This is a genomic window from Pseudonocardia sp. Ae717_Ps2 (assembly GCF_001932475.1).
Classification (GTDB): domain Bacteria; phylum Actinomycetota; class Actinomycetes; order Mycobacteriales; family Pseudonocardiaceae; genus Pseudonocardia.
Genome location: NZ_MCIS01000001.1, coordinates 1,308,580 through 1,328,831, shown reverse-complemented (window position 1 = coordinate 1,328,831; position 20,252 = coordinate 1,308,580). Strand labels below are relative to the sequence as shown.

Sequence of the window (20,252 nt, the reverse complement as noted above, 5' to 3'; positions counted from 1 at the left end):
CGCTCGGCCCGCAGGGTCAGCCGGCCGGCGCGAGCACGACGACCGGGCGGGCGGCGGCACCGCGGTCGGCCATCAGGGCCAGCGCGGCGCCGTCCGGGGCGAACACCCCGTAGGTGCCCGCGATCCCGGCCGCCGGCAGTGACTTGCCGAACCGCACGTCGGTGGCGGCCGAGGCGTCGAGGTCGACCCGCGGGAACGCCGTCGCGACGGCCGCGGCGAGGTCCAGCGACAGCCCGGGTTCCTCTTCGAGCTGCTCGACGGTGCGCGCGTGCTCCAGGGTGAAGGGTCCGACCCGGGTGCGCCGCAGCGCGGTCAGGTGCCCGGCGGAGCCCAGCGCAGTGCCGAGGTCGCGGGCGAGCGCGCGGACATAGGTGCCCGAGGAGCAGTCGACGGCGACGTCGAGGTCGCACCACGGGCCGTCACGGCGCACCGCGAGCAGCTCGAACGCCGACACGGTGACCGGGCGGGCCGGGATCTCGACGGTCTCGCCGTCGCGGACCCGCTGGTAGGCGCGCTTTCCGTCGATCTTCACCGCGGACACCGCGCTGGGGACCTGCATGATCTCCCCGGTCAGCGCGGCCATGGCGGCGCGGACGGCGTCGTCGTCGGCCCCGACCGGGACGGGCTCGCCGACGGGCGTGCCCTCGGCGTCGTCGGTGTCGGTGCCCTGCCCGAGCCGCACGGTCGCGGTGTAGGCCTTGGTGTCGAGCGACAGGTGCCCGAGCAGCTTGGTGGCCCGCTCGATGCCGACGACCAGCACCCCGGTCGCCATCGGGTCCAGCGTCCCGGCGTGGCCGACCTTGCGGGTGCCCATGATCCGGCGGAGCTTCCCGACGACGTCGTGGCTGGTCGGGCCCCGGTCCTTGTCGACGATCACGAGGCCGGGCGGCGGGGGCGGGTTGCGTGCGGGCACGCCGGGACGCTAACGCGCCAGCCGGTACCCGACTCCACGGACCGTCACCACGACGTCGCGGGCCCCCAGCTTCGACCGCAGCGACGCCACGTGCGCCTCCAGCGTGCGTGCCGCGGACGCGTCGGCGGTCCCCCACACCTGTTCCAGCAGCTCGGTGCGCGGCAGCACCGCTCCCTCCCGGCGGGCGAGCGCGGCGAGCAGGTCGAACTCCTTGCGGGTCAGCGCGACCTCGGTGCCGGCCGCGGTCACCGCCCGCCGGTCGAGGTCGACGACGACGTCGCCGACGCTCACCGTCGCGGCCACCGCCGCGCCGGTGGCACGACGCAGGACGGCCTCGATCCTGGCCACCAGCTCGTCGGTGGAGACCGGCTTGACCAGGTAGTCGTCGGCGCCCGAGCGCAGTCCCTGCACCCGCGCCGCGACGTCGCCGCGGCCGGTGATGGCGAGGATCGGCACCCGGGACCGCTCCCGGATCTCCCGGCAGACGCCGATGCCGTCGCGGTCGGGCAGGCCCATGTCGAGCAGCACGACGTCGGGCTCCCGCTCGGCGACGGCGGCGATGGCCGCGGACCCGCTGGTCACGAGGTCGGTCGGGTATCCCTGGCGGACGAGGCTGCGTCGCAGGGCGTCGCCGAGGACCGCGTCGTCCTCGACCAGCAGCACCCGCACGGACCCACCCTAGTCACGATTCCTCAAAGCTTCCTCAAGCTCGGTGCCCCCGCGGTTGCCCCACGACACGCCCCGGCTCCATCGTGTCCGCACCGAACACGTCGAGGAGGACGGACATGGCCGAGGTCGCCAACGCAGACGGCTCGTCCGGGACGGGGTCCACCACCCCCACCCGGACCAAGAAGAAGGTCTACACCCAGCTCTGGTTCTGGGTGCTCGTCGGCATCGCGTCCGGCATCGCGGTCGGGTTCCTCGCTCCCGGCTTCGCCGGTGAGCTGAAGTGGCTCGCCGACACGTTCGTCCAGATGATCAAGGTCATCATCGGCCCGGTCATCTTCTGCACCGTCATCGTCGGCATCGCCTCGCTGGGCAACCTCGCCCGGGCCGGGGGGCTCGCCGCGCGGGCCATGGGCTACTTCCTGATCATGACGGTGATCGCGCTGACGCTCGGCCTCATCGCCGGCAACGTCTTCCAGCCGGGTGCCGGTTTCGAGGGGCAACCGAGCGCAGCGGAGCTGACCCGGGCCGAGGGACAGTTCGAGACCGGGGCCCAGGAGTCGGGTGTCATCCCGTTCATCCAGGACTCGCTGCTCCCGAAGAGCTTCTTCGGCCCGTTCGTGGACAACTCGGTCCTGCAGGTCCTGGTGCTGGCCATCCTGGCCGCCTGCGCCATCTCCTCGCTGAACCCGGCCCTGCGCAGCCGCCTGGTCGGCGGCATCGAGGGCATCGCCCAGGTCATCTTCGGCATCATCAAGATCATCATGTGGGCCGCGCCGGTCGCCGCGTTCGGCGGCATGGCCTACACCGTCGGCCAGATGGGCGGCGCGTCGCTCATCAACCTGCTCAAGCTGATGCTGGTCTTCTACGGCACCTGCCTGTTCTTCATCGTCGTCGTCCTCGGTGCGGTGTCCTGGATGGCAGGCATCAACATCTTCAAGGTCATCCGCCTCATCAAGGACGAGCTGCTGATCATCCTCGGCACCTCGTCGTCGGAGTCGGTGCTGCCGCGCTTCCTCACCAAGCTGCAGTCCGCCGGTGCGTCCAAGCAGACCGTCGGCATGGTCATCCCGACCGGCTACTCGTTCAACCTCGACGGCACCTGCATCTACCTGACCCTGGGTGCGCTGTTCATCATCCAGGCGGGCAACGAGTACCTGCCGATCGGCGCGCAGATCGCGCTGGCCGTGCTCATGGTGCTCACCTCGAAGGGCGCCGCGGGCGTCACCGGCGCCGGCCTGGTCACCCTGGCCGCGTCGCTGCAGGCCTTCGGCGGGGAGTTCTTCACCCCCGAGGCCATCGTCGTCGGTCTCGCGCTGATCGTCGGCATCGACCGCATGATGTCCGAGGGCCGTGCGCTCACCAACGCGATCGGCAACGTCGTGGCGACCTTCGTCGTCGCCCGCTGGAACGGCGAGCTCGACCGCGAGCGGCTCGCCGCGGTGCTGGACGACCCGAAGCTCGTCGAGGCCGACATGGAGGCCGCGCACGGGGGCGGTGCCGCCGACGAGCAGATCGAGCAGGCCGCCGAGGGCGCCGAGAAGCCCGAGTCCGGCTCCCGCGAGAAGGTCGGCGCGGGCTCCTGACCACGGCGCGGGTCCTCCTCCCATGACCGTCGCACCCCCGCGGAGCCGGCAGGCCCGCGGGGGTGCCGACGTCCCGGCCGGTGCACGGGTCCCCCTGCCACTCCCGCGGTGGCAGGCTGGGCCCGTGCGCCGGCCGTTCCGTTCCTCCCCACCGCTGCGGCGGTCGCGGCTGGTGCGGCGGCTGTTCCTGCTCCAGGTCGTCACCGTGCTGCTCACCGTCGGCGGGCTCGCCGCGCTGGGTGTCGTCGGTGCGACCCGCCTGGAGCACGACGCCGCCGGGCGGCTCACCACCGCCACCGCGCTGTCGCTGGCCTCCGATCCCGAGGTCGTGTCCGCGGTCGGCGAGGGCGGCGGGCTCGCCACCCTCGCCGGGCGGCTGCAGCCGGTGGCCGAACGCGTCCGCCGGGCCACGAACAGCAGCTTCGTCGTCGTCATGTCCCCGCAGGGCATCCGCTACAGCCACTACAACCCCGACGAGATCGGGCGGCCGTACCAGGGCAACATCGTCCCGGCACTGGCCGGACGCACCTCCACCGAGGTCTACACCGGCACCCTGGGCCCCTCGGTCCGCACCGTCACCCCGGTGCTCGTCGACGGCCGGGTCGCCGCGGTCGTGTCCGTCGGCGTGCTGCAGACCCGGATCAGCGATCTCGCGCTGCGCTGGCTGCCGGGCATCCTCGCCGCGGCCGTGGTCGCGGTGCTCGTGGGCTCGGGACTGGCGGTGGTGCTGGCCCGGCGGCTGCGTCGCCAGACCCTGGGCCTGGAGCCCGAGGACATCACCGCCGCCTACACCCACCACGAGGCGGTGCTGCACGCCGTCGGCGAGGGGCTGCTGGTCGTCGACGGCGACGGGCGGCTCGTCGTCGTCAACGCCGAGGCCCGGCGGCTGCTCGGCCTGCCCGACCACGACTCCCCCGGCGACCCCGCCGTCCCGGGCCGGCCGCTCACCGGGCTCGGCATGGACCCGGCCGTCGCGGCCGTGCTCACCAGCGGGCTGCGCTCGGACCTGCGCGACCGGGCCGCGCTGGCCGGGGAGCGGGTGCTGCTGGTCAACAGCAGGCACGCCGGGCCGGCCGCGGGCCCGGGGACGCGGGTGTTCACCCTGCGCGACCGCACCGAGCTGGCCGGGGTGCTGCGCGAGCGCGACGAGGCCCGCGACACCGTCGCCGCGCTGTCCGGGCAGGCGCACGAGTTCGGCAACCGGCTGCAGACCGTGCTGACCCTGATCGAGCTCGGCGACACCGCCGACGCCGCGGCGGCCGGCACCGCGGCGCTGGACCGCACCCGCGGGCCCGGCGCGCGGATCGTGGCCGAGGTGTACGACCCGGTCCTGGCCGCGCTGCTCGCCGACAAGGCGTGGCAGGCCTCCGAGCACGACGTCACCTTCTCCGTCACCGACGCCTGCGACCCCGACGTGCTGCCGGAGCTGCGGCTGCCCTTCGCCGCGAACGACCTGGTCTCGCTGGTCGGCAACCTCGTCGACAACGCGGTCGAGGTCGTCACCGGGCGCGCCGGGGAACGGTCGGTCGCGGTCGTCCTGCGCACCGGGCCCGACGGCCGCGAGCTGCTCCTGGAGGTCGCCGACAGCGGCCCCGGGGTGCCCCCCGACACCGCCCGCGAGCTGTTCACGTTCGGGTTCAGCACCCGTGCGACGCCCGGCGGCCGCCCCCGCGGCATCGGGCTGGCGCTGGTCGACCGGATCGCCCGCCGCCTCGGCGGGTCGGTGACGGTCGGTGCCCGCGACGACGGCACCGGCGCCGTGTTCACCGTGCGGCTGCCGCTCCCGGCCGCGCCCCCCGGGGACACCGGACCGCCGGAGGACCCCGGCCCCCCGGTACACCGGCCGGACGCCCCGGTACACCGCCCGGACGCCCGGGTGGACCGGCCGGACGCCCCGGGCCACCGGCCGGAGACCTCGGCCACCGGCCGGGGCTGACCACCTGCCGCCACCGGATCCCGGCCCGCGGGGAACGCGACCACAGCCCGGCACATCCCGTCCGGTGCCCCGTCCCGGAGGCGCCGAGTGGCACGTCACATACCTCCGGGCCCCACCACAGAGTGCCTGGTGTGCCACTCGGCCGTCCGGACTCCGTCGACGGGTCGCTCCACGCACCGCGGCGAACGGGCCCCGTCGCGGCGACGGAGGGGTGCGGACTCGTTCGTCCTGCCCGGCCGAGGCCGACGACCCCGGCGACCGGGCGGACATCTCCTGCGGGCCGAGCAGGCCGGCCACCGAGCCACCGGGGCCCGCAGCCCGGGGAGGGCCACATCGCGGGGTGCAGCAGGTCGGACGGTCAGGCCCGGATCTCCCCCGGGACCGCCCAGCGCCCCGACCGTGCCCGCAGCCCCACCGCGACCAGGCGGACCACCATGAACGCGGCGAGCCCGGTCCAGATCCCGGCCAGCCCCCACCCGAACAGCAGGGACAGCCAGATCATCGGCAGGAACCCGCCCAGTGCGGCGAGCAGCGTGGTGGTGCGCAGGAAGGCCGCGTCACCGGCGCCGAGCAGCACACCGTCCAGGGCGAACACCACCCCGGCGATCGGCTGCAGCGCGGTGAAGAACCACCACGCGGCGGGGATCGCCGCGAGGACGGCCGCGTCGCGGGTGAACACCGGCGGCAGGACGGGATAGAGCGCGGCGAACAGCACGCCGAACCCGCAGCCGAGCACGAGGCCGTAACGGGTCACCCGGGCGGCGAGCGCCCGCGCCGGACCCGTGTCCGCACGGTCGCCCCCGGCGCGGTCGTCGGCAGAACGGTCGTCAGCAGCACGGTCGCCGGCAGCACCCTGCTCGCCGGCAGCACCACCGAGGGCGGCCCCGACCAGCGACTGCGCCGCGATCGCGACCGCGTCGAGCACCAGGGACTGGAACACCCACAGCTGCAGCACGATCTGGTGCGCGGCGACGGACTCGGACCCGAACCGGGCGGCCACCGCCGTCGCGGACAGGAAGCAGGCCTGGAACCCCAGCGACCGCACGATCAGGTCGCGGCCCATCGTCGCCTGGGAGCGGAGGACCGCGGTGTCCGGGGCGAAGCGGACCGGGTCACCGGCGGGGGCGCGCCGTCGTTCGACGACCAGCGCCCGCAGGAACAGCGACGCCGCGACGGCCTGCCCCGCGACGTTCGCGATCGCCGAGCCCTCGAGCCCCCAGCCCGCCCAGTCCCCCGCCCCGTGCACCAGGAGCGGGCAGAGCAGCGCGGACAGCAGGTTGCCGCCGATCACGATCCACATCGGACGACGCGTGTCCTGCACCCCGCGCATCCACCCGTTGCCGGCCAGCGTCACCAGGACCAGCGGGGCACCGAGCAGGGCGATGCGCAGCCACGAGACCGCGCCCTCGGCGATCGCCGGGTCCCCGGCGAGCAGCCCCGCCAACGGTGCGGCGGCGAGCTGTCCGAGCGCGACGACGAGCAGCCCGACGCCCAGCGCCAGCCAGGTCGCCTGTACTCCCTCGGTCACCGCGGCCGAGCGGCGCCCGGCGCCGTAGAACCGGGCCGCGCGCGCCGTCGTCCCGTAGGACAGGAACGTCAGCTGGGTCGTGACCTGCGCGAAGAGCACCGCCGCGACGGCGAGCGAGGCCAGCGGCAGCCCACCCAGCCGTCCGACGACGGCCGTGTCGACCAGCAGGAACAGCGGCTCGGCCGCCAGCACCGGGAGAGCGGGCAGGGCGAGCCGGAGGATGTCACGGGGCCCGCCCGCGAGAGGGGCGGGCCGGGTCACCGACGAGGGCGGCGGCAGAGGAAGCAGAACGCGGGCGGCAGGTTGCGCCACACCGTCCGGGTCATCACGACCTCGTCGAACGTGTCGTGCAGAGTCGCCTTGAACCGCCGCGCCGAGGGCATCGGCAGGGTGTGGGAGTAGGCGAACGTCGCGAACGCGCCGGTCTCCCCCACTGCCCCGACGACCTGGTCGAGGATCTCCTGCTGCATCACGCGGTCGAACAGCGACCAGGGCAGCCCGGAGATCACCGCGTCGACCGAGGTGATGTCCCGCTCGGCGAGCAGCGCCCCCAGCTTGCGGGCATCGCCGTTCACGACCTCGACGCCCGGGTGGCGCTCCTGGAGGTAGCGGGCCATGCCCGGGTCGAGCTCGACGGCGAGATGCCGCCCCTCCGGGGGCAGCCGCCTGCTGACCTGCGTGGTGACGGCGCCGGTGCCCGGCCCCAGCTCGACGACGACCGGGGCGCCGTGCCCCGGCGCGATGCGGGCCAGCTTCGCCGACAGCCGCGGCGAGCTCGGCCACACCGCACCCACCCGGGCCGGGTTGCGCAGCCAGGCACGGAGGAACTCCGGCCACCCGCTGGACGCGTTGCCGTGACTGTCGCCCCCGCGGGCCGCAGCGGGCTCGGATCGCACCGCACACCTCCTGGTCTCGCGGGACACGCTACGTGCCCCGACGCCGTGACGCCGGACCGCCCCGAGGTGTACCCGGTCGTGATGTCGGGGCCGTGTACCCGGGATGAACCCGGTCAACCGGGCGTTCTCAGCGGGCCAGCTCCGCACGCAGCAGCGCCAGGATGCCGTCGCGGGTGCCGGCGCGCTCGAACCCGGCCGCACCGGCGTGCCCACCGCCACCGAGCGCCGTCGCCACCCGGGACAGGTCCGGGGAACCGCTGCCGCGCAGCGACACCGACCACTCACCCGGCGCCGTCTCGGTCAGCAACGCCGCGACCCCGCCCCCGGCCGCGGCCTGCAGCGACCCGACCAGCGTCACCGTGCGGTCCCGGAACCGGGCCGCGGTCGCCACGTCGACGGCGGCCCACACCAGGTCCGCCCCGGCGGCGACGCCCGGTTCGCGATGGGCCCCGGCCAGCACCGTGGCCTGCGCCGCGAGCCACGCGAACGGCACCGGTCCCCCGATGTCCCGCAGCAGCGGGGCGGGCTCGACGCCGGCGTCGACGAGCTCGGCGCCCAGCCGGAGCGCGTCCGAACCGCCGCGCCGGAAACCGCCTGTGTCGGTGTAGAGCCCCGCGAACAGCGACCGGGCGAGGACCGCGTCCAACGGGGTGCCCAGCTCGGCGAGCACCTCCCGGACGAGCGTCACCGTCGCCGGGGCCCCCGGGTCGACGAGGTACCGGTCCGTGAACGCCGCGAACGACGCGTGGTGGTCCACCGCCAGCGACGACCCGGCCGTGTCCAACACCGGCTCCAGGTCCCCGAGCCGACGGGCCGCGGAGATGTCGCAGCAGACCAGCAGGTCCGGCGAGCGCGGCGCGTCCACCGAGGCGACGACGAGCCCGTGGGGATCGAGGCTGTCGACCAGCGCGGCCGGCACCTGGTCCGGCCCACCGAACGACACGGTGACCGGGGTGCCCGCGCGGTGCAGCGCCGTGGCCAGGGCCAGGGCGCTGCCCGCGGCGTCCGCGTCGGGCCGGACGTGCCCGACCACGAGCACGTCACGGGCCCGGCGCAGGATTGCCGCGGCCCCGGCCGGATCGACCGGACCGGGGCCCGGGACGGTCTCGTGCACGACGCCGGTCACTCGTCGTCGGTCTCCCGCGGCGCCTTGTACGGATCCGGGTCCCCCGCCGGGGACGCCGTGGCCGCCAGCCGGGCCACCTCCTCGTCGGAGGCGCGGGTGCGCGCCAGCAGCTCCTCCATCCGGCGGGCCGTGTCCGGCACCGCGTCCAGCACGAACGCGAGGCTCGGCGTGTGCCGCACCCCGGTCTGCTGCCCCACCCGGCTGCGGAGCACTCCGCTCGCGCTCTGCAGCGCCGCGGCGGCGCCCGCGGTGTCCGGCTCCTCTTCCAGCGAGGCACCCATGACCGTGTAGAACACGGTCGCCTCGCGCAGGTCCCCGGTGACACGGGTGTCGGTGATCGTCACCATCGCCAGCCGCGGGTCCTTCACCTCGTGCTCGAGGGCCTCCGCGACGATCTGCGAGATCCGCTTCGCGAGCTTGCGGGCGCGGGCCTGGTCGACCATGTCCTGCTCCTTCCACCGGGTCGTGCGAGCCCGAGTCTAGGCACGGGTCGCGGGGTTGCGCCGCGCCCGAGCGGGGCGGCGGTCAGTCGTCGTCCGGGCCGAACAGCCGTGTCCGCGCGGACAGCAGCTCCAGCTCGGGACGGGCGGCGACGAGTCGCTCGCACCGCTCCAGCAGGGCGTGCACGTGGCCCGTGTCGGCGGCCACACAGCTCACCCCGATCAGCGCGCGCCGGTGCAGGTCCAGGTGGCCGGCCTCGGCGGCAGCCACCTCGAACCGGCGCAGCTCGGCGAGCAGCGGACGGACCATCGACCGCTTCTGCTTGAGCGACCGGACGTCGCCGAGCAGGACGTCACACTCCAGGGAGCCGACGTACACACACACCTCCACTGACGCCGACGGGGCGGCCGGTGACCGGCCGCCCCGTCGGAGCGCGTTCGTCAACCGCTAGTCGCGCGGCTTCTCCCGCATCTCGAACGTCTCGATGACGTCGTCGACCTTGATGTCGCTGTAGGTACCGAGCGTCAGACCGCACTCGAAGCCCTCGCGGACCTCGACCACGTCGTCCTTGAACCGGCGCAGCGACGAGATCGGGAGGTTCTCGTGGATCACCTTCGAGTCGCGCAGCAGGCGCGCCCGGGCGTTCCGGCGGATCTCCCCACTCATCACCAGGCAACCGGCGATCGTGCCGAACTTCGAGGACTTGAAGACGTCGCGGACCTCGGCGCGGCCCAGCTCGACCTCCTCGTACTCCGGCTTGAGCATGCCCTTGAGGGCTGCCTCGATCTCGTCGATCGCCTGGTAGATCACCGAGTAGTAGCGGATCTCGACGCCCTCGCGGTTGGCCAGCTCGGTGGCCTTGCCCTCGGCACGGACGTTGAAGCCCATGACGATGACGTTGTCCGCGATGGCGAGGTTGATGTCGCCCTCGGTGATGCCGCCGACGCCGCGGTGGATGACCCGCAGCTCGACCTCCTCACCCACGTCCAGCTTCATCAGGGCTTCCTCGAGCGCCTCGACGGTGCCCGAGTTGTCACCCTTGATGATCAGGTTGAGGGTGTTGGTCTCCTTCAGCGCGGCGTCCAGGTCCTCCAGGCTGACGCGCTTGCGACGGCTCGCCAGCTCGGCGTTGCGCTCGCGGGCGCGGCGCCGGTCGGCGATCTGGCGGGCCACCCGGTCCTCGTCCACGACGAGGAACGTGTCGCCCGCACCCGGCACCGACGTCAGACCGATGACCTGCACCGGGCGCGACGGGAGCGCCTCGGTGACGTCCTGGCCGTGCTCGTCGACCATGCGCCGGACACGCCCGGAGGCGTCGCCGGCCACGACCGAGTCGCCGACCCGGAGCGTTCCGCGCTGGACCAGCACGGTGGCCACCGGGCCGCGACCGCGGTCCAGGTGACCCTCGATGGTGACGCCCTGCGCCTCCATCTCGGGGTTGGCCCGCAGGTCGAGCGCCGCGTCGGCGGTCAGCAGGATCGCCTCGAGCAGGGCCTCGATGTTGGTGCCCTGCTTCGCGGAGATGTCGACGAACATGGTGTCGCCGCCGTACTCCTCGGCCACCAGGTTGTACTCGGTGAGCTGCTGACGGATCTTCTGCGGGTTCGCACCCTCGACGTCGATCTTGTTGACCGCGACGACGATCGGCAGACCGGCCGCCTGGGCGTGGTTGATCGACTCGACGGTCTGCGGCATCACGCCGTCGTCCGCCGCCACCACGATGACCGCGATGTCGGTGGACTTCGCACCACGGGCACGCATGGCGGTGAACGCCTCGTGACCCGGGGTGTCGATGAACGTGATGAGCCGCTCCTCGCCCTCGAGCTCGGCCGCGACCTGGTAGGCGCCGATGTGCTGGGTGATGCCGCCGGCCTCGCCCTCGCGGACGTTCGCCTTGCGGACCGTGTCCAGCAGCCGCGTCTTACCGTGGTCGACGTGACCCATGACGGTCACGACCGGCGGACGGGCCTCGAGCGCGTCCTCGTCGCCCGGGTCACCGAACTCGATGTCGAACGACTCCAGCAGCGCACGGTCCTCCTCCTCGGGGGAGACGACCTGCACGCGGTAGTTCATCTCCTGGCCGAGCAGCTCCAGGACCTCGTCCGAGACCGACGCGGTGGCCGTGACCATCTCACCGAGGTGGAACAACACCTGTACCAGCGAGGCCGGGTTGGCGTTGATCTTCTCGGCGAAGTCGGTCAGCGACGCGCCACGCGGCAGCCGGATCGTCTCGCCGTTGCCCTTGGGCAGGCGGACGCCGCCCACCGAGGGCGCGGCCATGGCGTCGTACTCCTGGCGCTTCTGCCGCTTCGACTTGCGACCCTTGCGGGCCGGACCGCCGGGACGGCCGAACGCACCCGCGGCACCGCCGTGACCACGCGCACCGCCACCACCGGGACGACCGCGGAATCCACCACCGGCCGGGGGCGGACCACCGGGACCGCCACCACCGGGACGGAAACCGCCGCCACCGCCACCGGGACGACCGCCACCGGGGCCACCACGACCGGCACCGGGGCCACCACGACCGCCGCCGGGGCCACCACGGCCACCGGCACCGGCTCCGGGGCGACCGGCAGCCGGACGCGCGGGCATCATGCCCGGGTTCGGCCGCGGAGGCATGTTGCCCGGGTTCGGACGGGGACCGCCCGCACCCGGAGCGCCGCCCGGACGGGGCGGACGCGGCGGGGCCTCACCGGAACGCGCGGCGGGAGCCTCGGGACGGCCGCCCTGCTGGCCACCGCCCTGCTGGGGCTGCGGCGCACCGGGACGCGGGCCCGGCTTGGGCGAACCCTGGCCGACGCCGAACGGGTTGTTGCCGACGCGCGGCTGGCGCGGGCCCGGACGGGCACCACGCTCACCGGGCTGACCCGAGGGACGCGGGGCGCCACCGCCCTGGCCGCCCTGGCCCTGACCGGGACGGGGGGTCGAGGCGGGCTTCGGCGCGGCCGGGGCCTCGGCGGCCGCGGCGGGAGTCTGGGCGGCCGGGGCAACCGGAGCCGCCGGGGCCTGCGGGCCGGGCTTGGGCGCGGCCGGTCCCGGCTTCGGGGCGTCGGTGCGCGCCGCGGGCTGCGACGGCGACGGGGCACCCGGGGTGGGTGTCGCGGGGGCCGGCGGACCCGGACGCGGGCCGGGCTTGGGGGCCGCACCCGGGGTCGGGCGCGACGGCGACGGGGCGCCGGAGCCACCGGCACGCGGACGACCGCCACCGGGCGCGCCGGAACCGCGGCGCTGGCCGCCGGCGGGGCCACCACCGGAGGCCATCGCGTCGCGCAGCTTGCGCACGACCGGGGCCTCCACGGTGGAGGAGGGGGACTTCACGTACTCCCCGAGGTCCTGCAGCTTGCTGAGGACCTGCTTACTGCTGATTCCGAGCTCTTTCGCGAGCTCGTGCACGCGGGCCTTGCCTGCCACTGCTCTCCTCATCCTGACCGGAGGCCGGGCGGCAGCATCCCGCTCGACCTCGAACCTAGTGTCGAAGCACGTTCATGGTGCGATCTTCACTGCTGGCTCATGACTGGTCGACCTTGCTTTCTTCCGATGACGGGTCCGAGAGGTTCCCGAGCCCCAGCGGGTCGTGCGACTCCTGCAGCCACCGCCTGACGGCGGTGACGTCCGGTGCCGAACGGACGCGTAACGCCCGGGCGAACGCCGAGCGTCGCTCGGCCTTGTCCAGGCACCCCGTCGAGAGGTGCAACCAGGCACCCCGTCCGGGGAGACGGCGGCGCGGATCCGGAATGCAACGTCCGTTCTCCACGACCACCCGCAACAGTACGTCGGCCCGTTCCCGGGTCCGGCACCCCACACAGGTCCGGATCGGAACCGACCGGGTGTGCGTGGGCGACGGTCCGCGACCGCGGGCCGATGACGAGTGTAGCGCAGGGCGGTCGTCGGGCATTCCCTCGCCCGACCCCTGCTGTTGATCTCCGTCGGTCAGGACGGCTCTCCGGCGGGGTCGGCCGGCCCGCCGTCGGGCGTGACCGGGTCGCGCGGGTCGGCGTCACTGCGGATGTCGATCTTCCAGCCGGTGAGCCGGGCGGCCAGACGGGCGTTCTGCCCCTCCTTGCCGATCGCCAGCGACAGCTGGAAGTCCGGCACGACGACGCGGGCGATCCGGGCGCGCTCGTCGAGCACCGTCACCGACACCACCTTCGACGGCGAGAGCGCGTTCCCGACGAACTCGGCCGGGTCCTCGGACCAGTCGATGATGTCGATCTTCTCACCGGCCAGCTCCCCCATCACGCCGCGCACCCGGGCGCCCATCGGACCGATGCAGGCACCCTTGGCGTTGAGCCCGGAGCGGGTCGAGCGCACCGCGATCTTGGAGCGGAACCCCGCCTCACGGGCCACCGACACGATCTCGACGGAACCGTCGACGATCTCGGGCACCTCCAGGGCGAACAGCTTGCGCACCAGGTTCGGGTGGGTCCGCGAGAGCGTGATCGAGGTGCCCCGCGGGCCGCGGTTCACACCGATGACGAAGCAGCGGATCCGGTCGCCGTGCTTGTAGACCTCGCCCGGCACCTGCTCGGCGGCGGGCAGCACGGCCTCGGTGCCGCCGGAGAGCTCGACCACGACGACGCCGCGGGCGTTGGCGCGCGCGTCGCGCTGAACGATGCCGGCGACGACCTCGCCCTCCTTGGTGGAGAACTCGCCGTAGGTGCGCTCGTGCTCGGCGTCGCGCAGCCGCTGCAGGATGACCTGGCGGGCGGTCGTCGCCGCGATCCGGCCGAAGCCGTCCGGGGTGTCGTCGAACTCCGGGCCGGGGGTGCCGTCCTCGGACGCGTCGGCGGCGTCGCGGACCATGACCCGCACCACACCGCTCTTGCGGTCGATGTCGACGCGGGCGTCCGGGTGGTGACCGTCGGTGTGCTTGTAGGCGGTGAGCAGCGCCGTCTCGATGGCCGAGAGGACCGTCTCGAACGGGATCTCCTTGTCCCGCTCGATCGCGCGCAGCGCGGGGATGTCGACGTTCACCGGTTCTCCTCGTCGCGGGCAGTGCCCTCAGGGCCGTCAGGGCCGTCAGGGCCGTCAGGGCCGTCGTGGTTCGTGGGGGCCCCGTCGGCCCCGTCGGTGCTGCCGGACAGCGCGTCCGGGTCGAGCAGTGCGGTCTCCGCGGGCGGGGCGGGCTTGAACTCGACCTGCACCTGGGCGTGGCGGATCTCCGCGAGCGGGATGTCGCGCCGCTCCGGGGACTTCCGGCCGGGGACCGCGACGGCGACCGTGTCGCCGTCGAGCCGGCCGACCCGGGCGTCGACGACGGAGCCGTCGGTCAGCGTGAGCCGCGCCAGGCGCAGGTAGGCCCGCCGCCAGTGCCGGGGCTCGGTGAGCGGCCGGTCGATCCCGGGCGAGGTCACCTCGAGCGTGTACGAACCCTCGATGAGGTGCTCGTGCGGGTCCAGCTCGGCGGCCGCGGAACGGCTGAGCCGGGCGATGACGTCGAGGTCGATGCCGGTCTCGGGCGAGGACTCGGGCAGGTCGACGACGAGCTTGACCGAGTGCCGTCGCCCGGCGGAGCGGACCTCCACGGCGTCGATCTCCAGCCCGGCCCCGTGGACCACCGGCTCGAGCACGCCGCGCAGCTGGTCTGCCAGCTGTGCGGGGTCCGGACTGCGCATCGGGTGACTCTCCTCGTGTGGGGGGCCTGCCGGGGTGACGACCGGTCGGCAGGGCTCCGGTTGGGGTCGATCGTGGTGTCGCGACCGCCGGTGGGCGGGCACGTCGGACGCTCGCGGACGGCATCCGACAGCGGCGCCGCACACCGCGACGCGTCCGGACGGGACCGAGCGGTGCCGGTGACGGTGGGGACGGCCGACGAGCCTAGCGCGTCCGCCCGGCGGGCCGACGGTCGGTGGCCCGCCGGCGGGCGGTCGTCCGCGGCCCGTGCGGGCACGGTCGGTGCCGCGCGGCCCGGCGCGTGCTGGCAGCATGACCCGACGTGAACGACCGCCAGCCATCCGTGTCGTCCCGGGTGTCACCCGGGGTGTCCCCCCGGATGTCACCGACCGGGCCGCCGTCGTCGCCGGTCCCGTCGTCGGTGACCGGCCCCCGCCGTGTCCGCCCGACCCGACGCCAGGTGCTGGTGACCGCGGCCGCGGTGGCCGCGACGGTGCCGCTGGCGGGCTGCTCCCGCGCGACCACACGCACCCAGGACGCCTCGGACGCCCTGCTCGCGCTCGCCGACGCCGCCCGCTCCGACGCCGCGCTGATCGTCGCCGCGGTGACCGGCGACCCGTCGCTCGCGGGCCGGCTGGAGCCGCTGCGCGCGGCCCGGATGGAGCACGCCGCCGCGCTGGACCAGGCGGGCGGGCGCACCCCGGGCCAGATCGCCTCCCCCGCGACGCCACCGTCGGGTGACCTCGCCGCGGTGCGCGACGCCGTCGCCGGGTCGGCCCGCAGCGCGGGCGAGGTCGTCCCCCGCGCCTCGGCGCTGCAGGTGGGGCTGGTCGCCGAGGTCGCCGCCTGCTGCGCCACCTACGCGGCGATCCTCACCGGGGCCCCGGCATGAGCGCGGGTCCGCTGCCGCGGCAGTCCTCCGACGACGAGCCCCAGGTCCCCCAGGTCACCGTCGACGCGCTGCAGCGGGCGCTCGCCTGCGAGCACGCGGCCCTGTGGGCGTACAAGATGGCGCTCGCGTTCATCCCGCCGGAGTGGGCGACCCGGGCCCGCGGCGACATCGAGGCCCACACCACCCTGCGCGGCCAGATCACCCAGACCCTGTCCGACATCGGGCAGCGGCCGGTCTCGGCGCAGCCGGCGTACGCGGCCCCGCAGCCCGTCGTCGACGGCGTGTCGGCCGGGGCGCTGCTGGTGTCGGCCGAGACCGACGCGATCGCCGCGTGGCGGTCGGTGACCGAGCGGTCGTCGTCGGTCCCGCTGCGCGAGGCCGGGCTGAAGGCGATGGTCGAGTGCACCGGCCGGCTCGCGTACTGGCGCGGGGTCACCGAGCGGTCCCCCGTCGTGCCGGTGTTCCCCGGCCGGAGCTGAGGGGCGCGCCGCTCGGCAACGCTCAACGGAGCGCGGCGGCGGCCGCCTCGACGTCGTCGAGGGTGGTCGACAGGTGGAACGCCAGCCGGGCGGCTCCGTCGCGTACGGCGGCGGTGATCCCGGCCGCGGCCAGCCGGTCGGCCGCACCCTCGGCGCGCACCGACACGATGGCCGACCCGGCGGGTGGCATCCCGAGGCGCTCGCGCAGGCCGTCGGCGAGGCCGACGCAGTGCGCGCGCAGTGCCTCGGGGTCGAGCGAGGCCAGCCACGGCAGCGTCACCGCGGCGCCGGCATGGGCGAACCAGACGGGGGCCTCCTCGCCCCCGGCCGGTCCGGGCCGTGCGGGCGGGTCCGGGGTGTAGAGCCCACCACCCCAGCGGTCCCGGGTGCCGTACCAGCCCGCGGAGTGCGGGGTGGGCTCCGGCCAGCGCGCCCCGGTGGGCGGTCCGTCGACCCAGGACGGCCGCCGGGCCAGCCAGGCGGTGCCGCGCGGCGCGAGCAGCCACTTGTACCCCGACCCGACGACGGCGTCGGCGTCGTGCATGCGCAGCGGGAGCCATCCGGCGGCCTGGGTGACGTCGAACAGCAGCCGCACGCCGCTGCGGGCGCGGGCGGCGAGCAGCGCGTCGACGTCGGCGATCGCGCCGTCGGAGGACTGCACCACCGACACCGCGACGAGGTCGTGGTCGGCGGCGTGTGCCGCCAGCTCGGCGAGCGGCACCTCGGTCACCCGGACCCCGCGGTGGGCCTGCACCGCGAACGGCCGGGTCACCGAGGAGAACTCGCCCCGGGCGACGAGCACCCGGGTGCCCTCGGGCACCGACGCGGCGAGCGGACCGATGAGACCGGACGTCGTGGCGCCCTGTGCGACGTCGGCGGCCGGCACCCCGGTGATCGCGGCGAACCCGGCACGGGCCGTCTCGACGGCGTCGTCGAAGTCCTTCGGCGAGGTCCCGCCGACGGCCCACCGCGCCACGACGTCGGCGACCACCGCCGACGCCCGTCGCGGCGGGATGCCGATGCTCGCGGTGTTCAGGTAGCCGGGCCGGTGTGGCAGTTCCCATCCGGCAAAGGTGACCGAGTCGTCCACGCTGCCCGACCGTACCGACGGTCCTACTGTCTCGGGGTGTGTACAGCGAGCTAATCGAGATCCGGACCGGTTCCGAGGAGACGGTCGTGGACCTGACGCACCGGATCGAACGCTTCCTGTCCGACTGCGGTGCCGACGACGGCCTGCTCAACGTCTTCGTGCCGCACGCGACGGCCGGGATCGCGGTCATCGAGACCGGGGCGGGCAGCGACTCCGACCTGCTCGCGCAGCTGCGCGAGCTGCTGCCCGCCGACGACCGCTGGCGGCACCGGCACGGCAGCGCCGGGCACGGTCGCGACCACGTGCTGCCCGCGTTCGTGCCGCCGTCGACGACGGTCCCGGTGATCGACGGCCGGCCCGCGCTGGGGACCTGGCAGTCGATCTGCCTGGTCGACACCAACGTGGACAACCCGACGCGGTCGGTGCGGCTGACGTTGCTGCCGGGCTGAGGCCCCGCGGCACCTGCTCAGGACCGCCGGGCGACCGCGGCCCGCCGCCCGTCGGAACGCCGCGCCGGGGTCGGACGACAGCGCCGTACGCTGCGCCGGTGACCTCCGGCCGGACGACGACCGACCGCCCGGCTGCCGCGATGTCGTCGCGGCAGGGCGGGCCCTCCCCCGGTTCCGGGCGACGGCTGCGTCCCGCGTTGGCCGCCGCCGTCGCCGTGCTGGTCGTGGCAGGCGCGGCGGCCGGGCTCGGTGGCATCCGCCCGGCCACCCCGGCCGTCCCTGCGCCCGCCCCGCCCCCGGCCGTGGAGCCCGCCGCGTTCGCGGTCACGCCCCCGCCGGGATGGACCGCTCCGGCACCCGGGGCGCCCGCGCTGGAGGTTTTCGGGGTGCCGTTCGCCCGGCTCGCCGAGGCCCCGCCCTTCGCCGCGGGCGACTGCCCCGTCGGCGCCGCACCGCGCGGGGTCGCCGCCGCGGCGCTCGTCGCCGTCCCGGCCGGGACGAGCGTCGAGCAGGCCGCGCAGGCCTTCGCCCGCGGCGCCGGGGAGTCCGCCTACGCCGGCTCGGCCCCGCAGGTGGCGGTCGGGCCGCCCGGGCCACGCCCGGGCGACGACGAGCCGGGGACCTGGGTGGAGGCCACCGTGCGCACCGACGGCGCGGTCGGGGTGCTCGCGGTGCCGCGGACCCAGGCCCGCGACGGCTCGGTCGGTGTCGCGATGCTGGTGGTCGCGGCGGACGTGGGCGGCGGCCCCGGCGACGCGGTGCCCCGCTCCGCGCTCACCGACCTGGCCGCCTCGGCGGTCCGCCCCGGCTGACCCCGGAACGCACGGAGCGCGCCCCTCCGGCGAGGGACCCGCTCCGTGCGGCGGCGGTGCGGCTCAGGCCCCGCGGACGATCCCGGCGACCAGCTCCGCGGCGCCGGCGCGGTCGATCTCGCTCCGCTCGCCGGTGGCCCGGTCCTTGAGTTCCAGCTTCCCCTCCGCGAGCCCCCGCCCGACGACGACGATCGTCGGGACCCCGATCAGCTCGGCGTCAGCGAACTTCACGCCGGGGCTCGCCTTGCGGTCGTCGAGGACGACCGACAGGCCCTGGGCCTCCAGCTCGGCGGCGACGGCCTCGCCGCCCTCCAGCAGCTCCGCGGACTTGCCCGCGACGACGACGTGCACGTCGAACGGCGCGACCGAGCGCGGCCACACCAGGCCGGAGTCGTCGTGGGACTGCTCGGCGATCGCGGCGACCAGCCGGGAGACGCCGATGCCGTAGGAGCCCATCGTGATCCGGACCGGCTTGGAGTCCGGGCCGAGCGCGTCGAGGGAGAAGGCGTCGGCGTACTTGCGGCCGAGCTGGAAGATGTGCCCGATCTCGATGCCGCGGGCGGCCTCCAGCACCCCGGTGCCGTCCGGGGACGGGTCCCCGGCGCGGACCTCGGCGGCCTCGATCGTGCCGTCCGGGGTGAAGTCCCGGCCCGCGACGAGGTCGACGACGTGGTGGTCGGCCTTGTCCGCGCCGGTCACCCAGGCGGTGCCGGTCACGACGCGCGGGTCCACGAGGTAGCGGACGCCGTTCGTGGCCAGCGCGCCCGGGCCGATGTAGCCCTTGACGAGGAAGGCGTTCCGGGCGAAGTCGGCCTCGTCGAGCAGCTCGACCTGGGCCGGCTCCAGCGACGCCTCGATGCGCTTCATGTCGACCTCGCGGTCCCCGGGAACGCCGATCCCCAGCAGCTCCCACTCGGTCGCGCCCGGCTGCCGTGTCTTGACCAGCACGTTCTTGAGCGTGTCGGCCGCGGTGAAGGTGCGCTCGGTGTTGGCGTTGAGGAAGTCCACCAGCGACGCGATGGTCGGGGTGTCCGGGGTGTGGTGCACCTGCGCGGCGGGCAGCCCCTCGAGCGGGATCGCCGGGGGCGCGGGCGTGGTGACGGCCTCGACGTTGGCCGCGTAGCCGCCGGGGCCGCGGACGAAGGTGTCCTCGCCGGTCTCGGACTCGGCCAGGAACTCCTCCGACGCCGAGCCGCCCATCGCGCCCGAGGTCGCGGACACGATCACGTAGCGCAGCCCGAGCCGGTCGAAGATCTTGACGTAGGCGTCGCGGTGCTTGCGGTAGGACTCGGACAGGCCCTCGTCGGTGAGGTCGAACGAGTAGGAGTCCTTCATGAGGAACTCGCGGCCGCGCAGGATCCCCGCGCGGGGCCGCTCCTCGTCGCGGTACTTGTTCTGGATCTGGTAGAGGATGACCGGGTAGTCCTTGTAGGACGAGTACTCGCCCTTGACCGTGAGGGTGAACAGCTCCTCGTGGGTCGGGCCGAGCAGGTAGTCACCGCCCTTGCGGTCCTGCAGGCGGAACAGGTTGGGGCCGTACTCGGTCCACCGGTTCGTCGCCTCGTAGGGCTCGCGCGGCAGCAGCGCCGGGAACTGGATCTCCTGGGCGCCCATGGCGTTCATCTCCTCGCGCACCACGTTCTCGATGCGGCGGAGCACCGTGAGGCCGAGTGGGAGCCAGGAGTACACGCCCGGGGCCACGCGACGGACGTAGCCGGCGCGGACCAGCAGCTTGTGGCTGGGCACCTCCGCGTCGGCCGGGTCCTCACGCAGGGTGCGCAGGAACAGCGACGACATCCGGGTCAACACCTGCAGAAGGGTA

The 20,252-nt window shown here is 74.8% G+C and carries 19 protein-coding genes; 6 read left to right on the top strand and 13 right to left on the bottom strand.

The features are described 5' to 3' along the window. Positions 1 to 16: 16 nt before the first annotated feature. Together truB and Ae717Ps2_RS06435 are read right to left on the bottom strand one after the other, a co-directional pair. Complete coding sequence (gene truB / locus Ae717Ps2_RS06440) at positions 17 to 913, bottom strand: tRNA pseudouridine(55) synthase TruB (RefSeq protein WP_075307533.1); 897 nt, start codon at positions 911 to 913, stop codon at positions 17 to 19. Positions 914 to 922: 9 nt separating this feature from the next. Continuing rightward, entirely contained in the window at positions 923 to 1,582 is a 660-nt protein-coding gene (locus Ae717Ps2_RS06435) for a response regulator transcription factor (protein ID WP_075307535.1), read from the bottom strand. Positions 1,583 to 1,698: 116 nt separating this feature from the next. Here Ae717Ps2_RS06435 and Ae717Ps2_RS06430 point away from each other — a divergent pair, with 116 nt between their 5' ends. Further along, positions 1,699 to 3,165, top strand: a complete 1,467-nt coding sequence (locus Ae717Ps2_RS06430; RefSeq protein ID WP_075307537.1) for a cation:dicarboxylate symporter family transporter — start codon at positions 1,699 to 1,701, stop codon at positions 3,163 to 3,165. 124 nt (positions 3,166 to 3,289) lie between these two features. Then, the gene (locus tag Ae717Ps2_RS06425; protein ID WP_158071464.1) at positions 3,290 to 5,101 is read left to right on the top strand and encodes an ATP-binding protein; all 1,812 of its coding nucleotides are present in this window, start codon (positions 3,290 to 3,292) and stop codon (positions 5,099 to 5,101) included. A 358-nt stretch (positions 5,102 to 5,459) separates the two neighbouring features. Here the strand turns inward: Ae717Ps2_RS06425 and Ae717Ps2_RS06420 are convergent, their stop codons facing one another. The 9 genes from Ae717Ps2_RS06420 to rimP form a co-directional block, all read right to left on the bottom strand. Beyond that, entirely contained in the window at positions 5,460 to 6,890 is a 1,431-nt protein-coding gene (locus Ae717Ps2_RS06420) for an MATE family efflux transporter (protein ID WP_075333131.1), read from the bottom strand. Then, complete coding sequence (locus tag Ae717Ps2_RS06415; RefSeq protein ID WP_020623266.1) at positions 6,887 to 7,525, bottom strand: class I SAM-dependent methyltransferase; 639 nt, start codon at positions 7,523 to 7,525, stop codon at positions 6,887 to 6,889. The genes Ae717Ps2_RS06420 and Ae717Ps2_RS06415 overlap by 4 nt, the downstream gene beginning before the upstream one ends. Positions 7,526 to 7,652: 127 nt before the next feature. Continuing rightward, a complete protein-coding gene (locus tag Ae717Ps2_RS06410; RefSeq protein ID WP_083695720.1) occupies positions 7,653 to 8,651 on the bottom strand; it encodes a bifunctional oligoribonuclease/PAP phosphatase NrnA in 999 nt (332 codons plus the stop codon). Continuing rightward, complete coding sequence (gene rbfA / locus Ae717Ps2_RS06405) at positions 8,648 to 9,094, bottom strand: 30S ribosome-binding factor RbfA (RefSeq protein ID WP_020623264.1); 447 nt, start codon at positions 9,092 to 9,094, stop codon at positions 8,648 to 8,650. Before rbfA ends, Ae717Ps2_RS06410 begins: the two co-directional genes overlap by 4 nt. Before the next feature lie 82 nt (positions 9,095 to 9,176). Next, positions 9,177 to 9,470, bottom strand: coding sequence for a DUF503 domain-containing protein (locus Ae717Ps2_RS06400; RefSeq protein ID WP_075307543.1), 294 nt, complete (start codon positions 9,468 to 9,470; stop codon positions 9,177 to 9,179). 69 nt (positions 9,471 to 9,539) lie between these two features. After that, the gene (infB, locus tag Ae717Ps2_RS06395; RefSeq protein WP_075307545.1) at positions 9,540 to 12,506 is read right to left on the bottom strand and encodes a translation initiation factor IF-2; all 2,967 of its coding nucleotides are present in this window, start codon (positions 12,504 to 12,506) and stop codon (positions 9,540 to 9,542) included. Between the two features lie 97 nt (positions 12,507 to 12,603). Next, positions 12,604 to 12,990 carry a YlxR family protein gene (locus tag Ae717Ps2_RS06390; protein WP_083695718.1) on the bottom strand — a complete coding sequence of 129 codons (387 nt, stop codon included), beginning with the start codon at positions 12,988 to 12,990 and terminating at the stop codon, positions 12,604 to 12,606. A gap of 35 nt (positions 12,991 to 13,025) precedes the next feature. Further along, positions 13,026 to 14,069: a transcription termination factor NusA gene (gene nusA / locus Ae717Ps2_RS06385; protein WP_020628120.1), complete on the bottom strand. Its 1,044-nt coding sequence runs from the start codon at positions 14,067 to 14,069 to the stop codon at positions 13,026 to 13,028. After that, positions 14,066 to 14,710 carry a ribosome maturation factor RimP gene (gene rimP / locus Ae717Ps2_RS06380; RefSeq protein WP_083702550.1) on the bottom strand — a complete coding sequence of 215 codons (645 nt, stop codon included), beginning with the start codon at positions 14,708 to 14,710 and terminating at the stop codon, positions 14,066 to 14,068. Before rimP ends, nusA begins: the two co-directional genes overlap by 4 nt. Positions 14,711 to 15,087: 377 nt before the next feature. Between rimP and Ae717Ps2_RS35975 the strand changes: the two genes are divergently transcribed. Both Ae717Ps2_RS35975 and Ae717Ps2_RS06365 read left to right on the top strand, forming a co-directional pair. Beyond that, a complete protein-coding gene (locus Ae717Ps2_RS35975) occupies positions 15,088 to 15,600 on the top strand; it encodes a hypothetical protein (RefSeq protein ID WP_139318778.1) in 513 nt (170 codons plus the stop codon). Further along, complete coding sequence (locus Ae717Ps2_RS06365; RefSeq protein WP_060711415.1) at positions 15,597 to 16,079, top strand: ferritin-like domain-containing protein; 483 nt, start codon at positions 15,597 to 15,599, stop codon at positions 16,077 to 16,079. The genes Ae717Ps2_RS35975 and Ae717Ps2_RS06365 overlap by 4 nt, the downstream gene beginning before the upstream one ends. 22 nt (positions 16,080 to 16,101) lie before the next feature. Here the strand turns inward: Ae717Ps2_RS06365 and Ae717Ps2_RS06360 are convergent, their stop codons facing one another. Beyond that, positions 16,102 to 17,169, bottom strand: coding sequence for an aminotransferase class V-fold PLP-dependent enzyme (locus tag Ae717Ps2_RS06360; protein ID WP_075307551.1), 1,068 nt, complete (start codon positions 17,167 to 17,169; stop codon positions 16,102 to 16,104). A 38-nt stretch (positions 17,170 to 17,207) separates the two neighbouring features. Between Ae717Ps2_RS06360 and Ae717Ps2_RS06355 the strand changes: the two genes are divergently transcribed. Continuing rightward, a complete protein-coding gene (locus Ae717Ps2_RS06355) occupies positions 17,208 to 17,618 on the top strand; it encodes a secondary thiamine-phosphate synthase enzyme YjbQ (RefSeq protein ID WP_075307553.1) in 411 nt (136 codons plus the stop codon). A 98-nt stretch (positions 17,619 to 17,716) separates the two neighbouring features. Next, positions 17,717 to 18,430 (top strand): hypothetical protein, encoded by a 714-nt coding sequence (locus Ae717Ps2_RS06350; protein ID WP_075333130.1) that lies wholly within the window; start codon positions 17,717 to 17,719, stop codon positions 18,428 to 18,430. Between the two features lie 63 nt (positions 18,431 to 18,493). Here the strand turns inward: Ae717Ps2_RS06350 and Ae717Ps2_RS06345 are convergent, their stop codons facing one another. Next, on the bottom strand, positions 18,494 to 20,239 hold the full coding sequence (locus Ae717Ps2_RS06345) for a proline--tRNA ligase (RefSeq protein ID WP_075333129.1): 1,746 nt from the start codon (positions 20,237 to 20,239) through the stop codon (positions 18,494 to 18,496). Between the last annotated feature and the right edge of the window lie 13 nt (positions 20,240 to 20,252).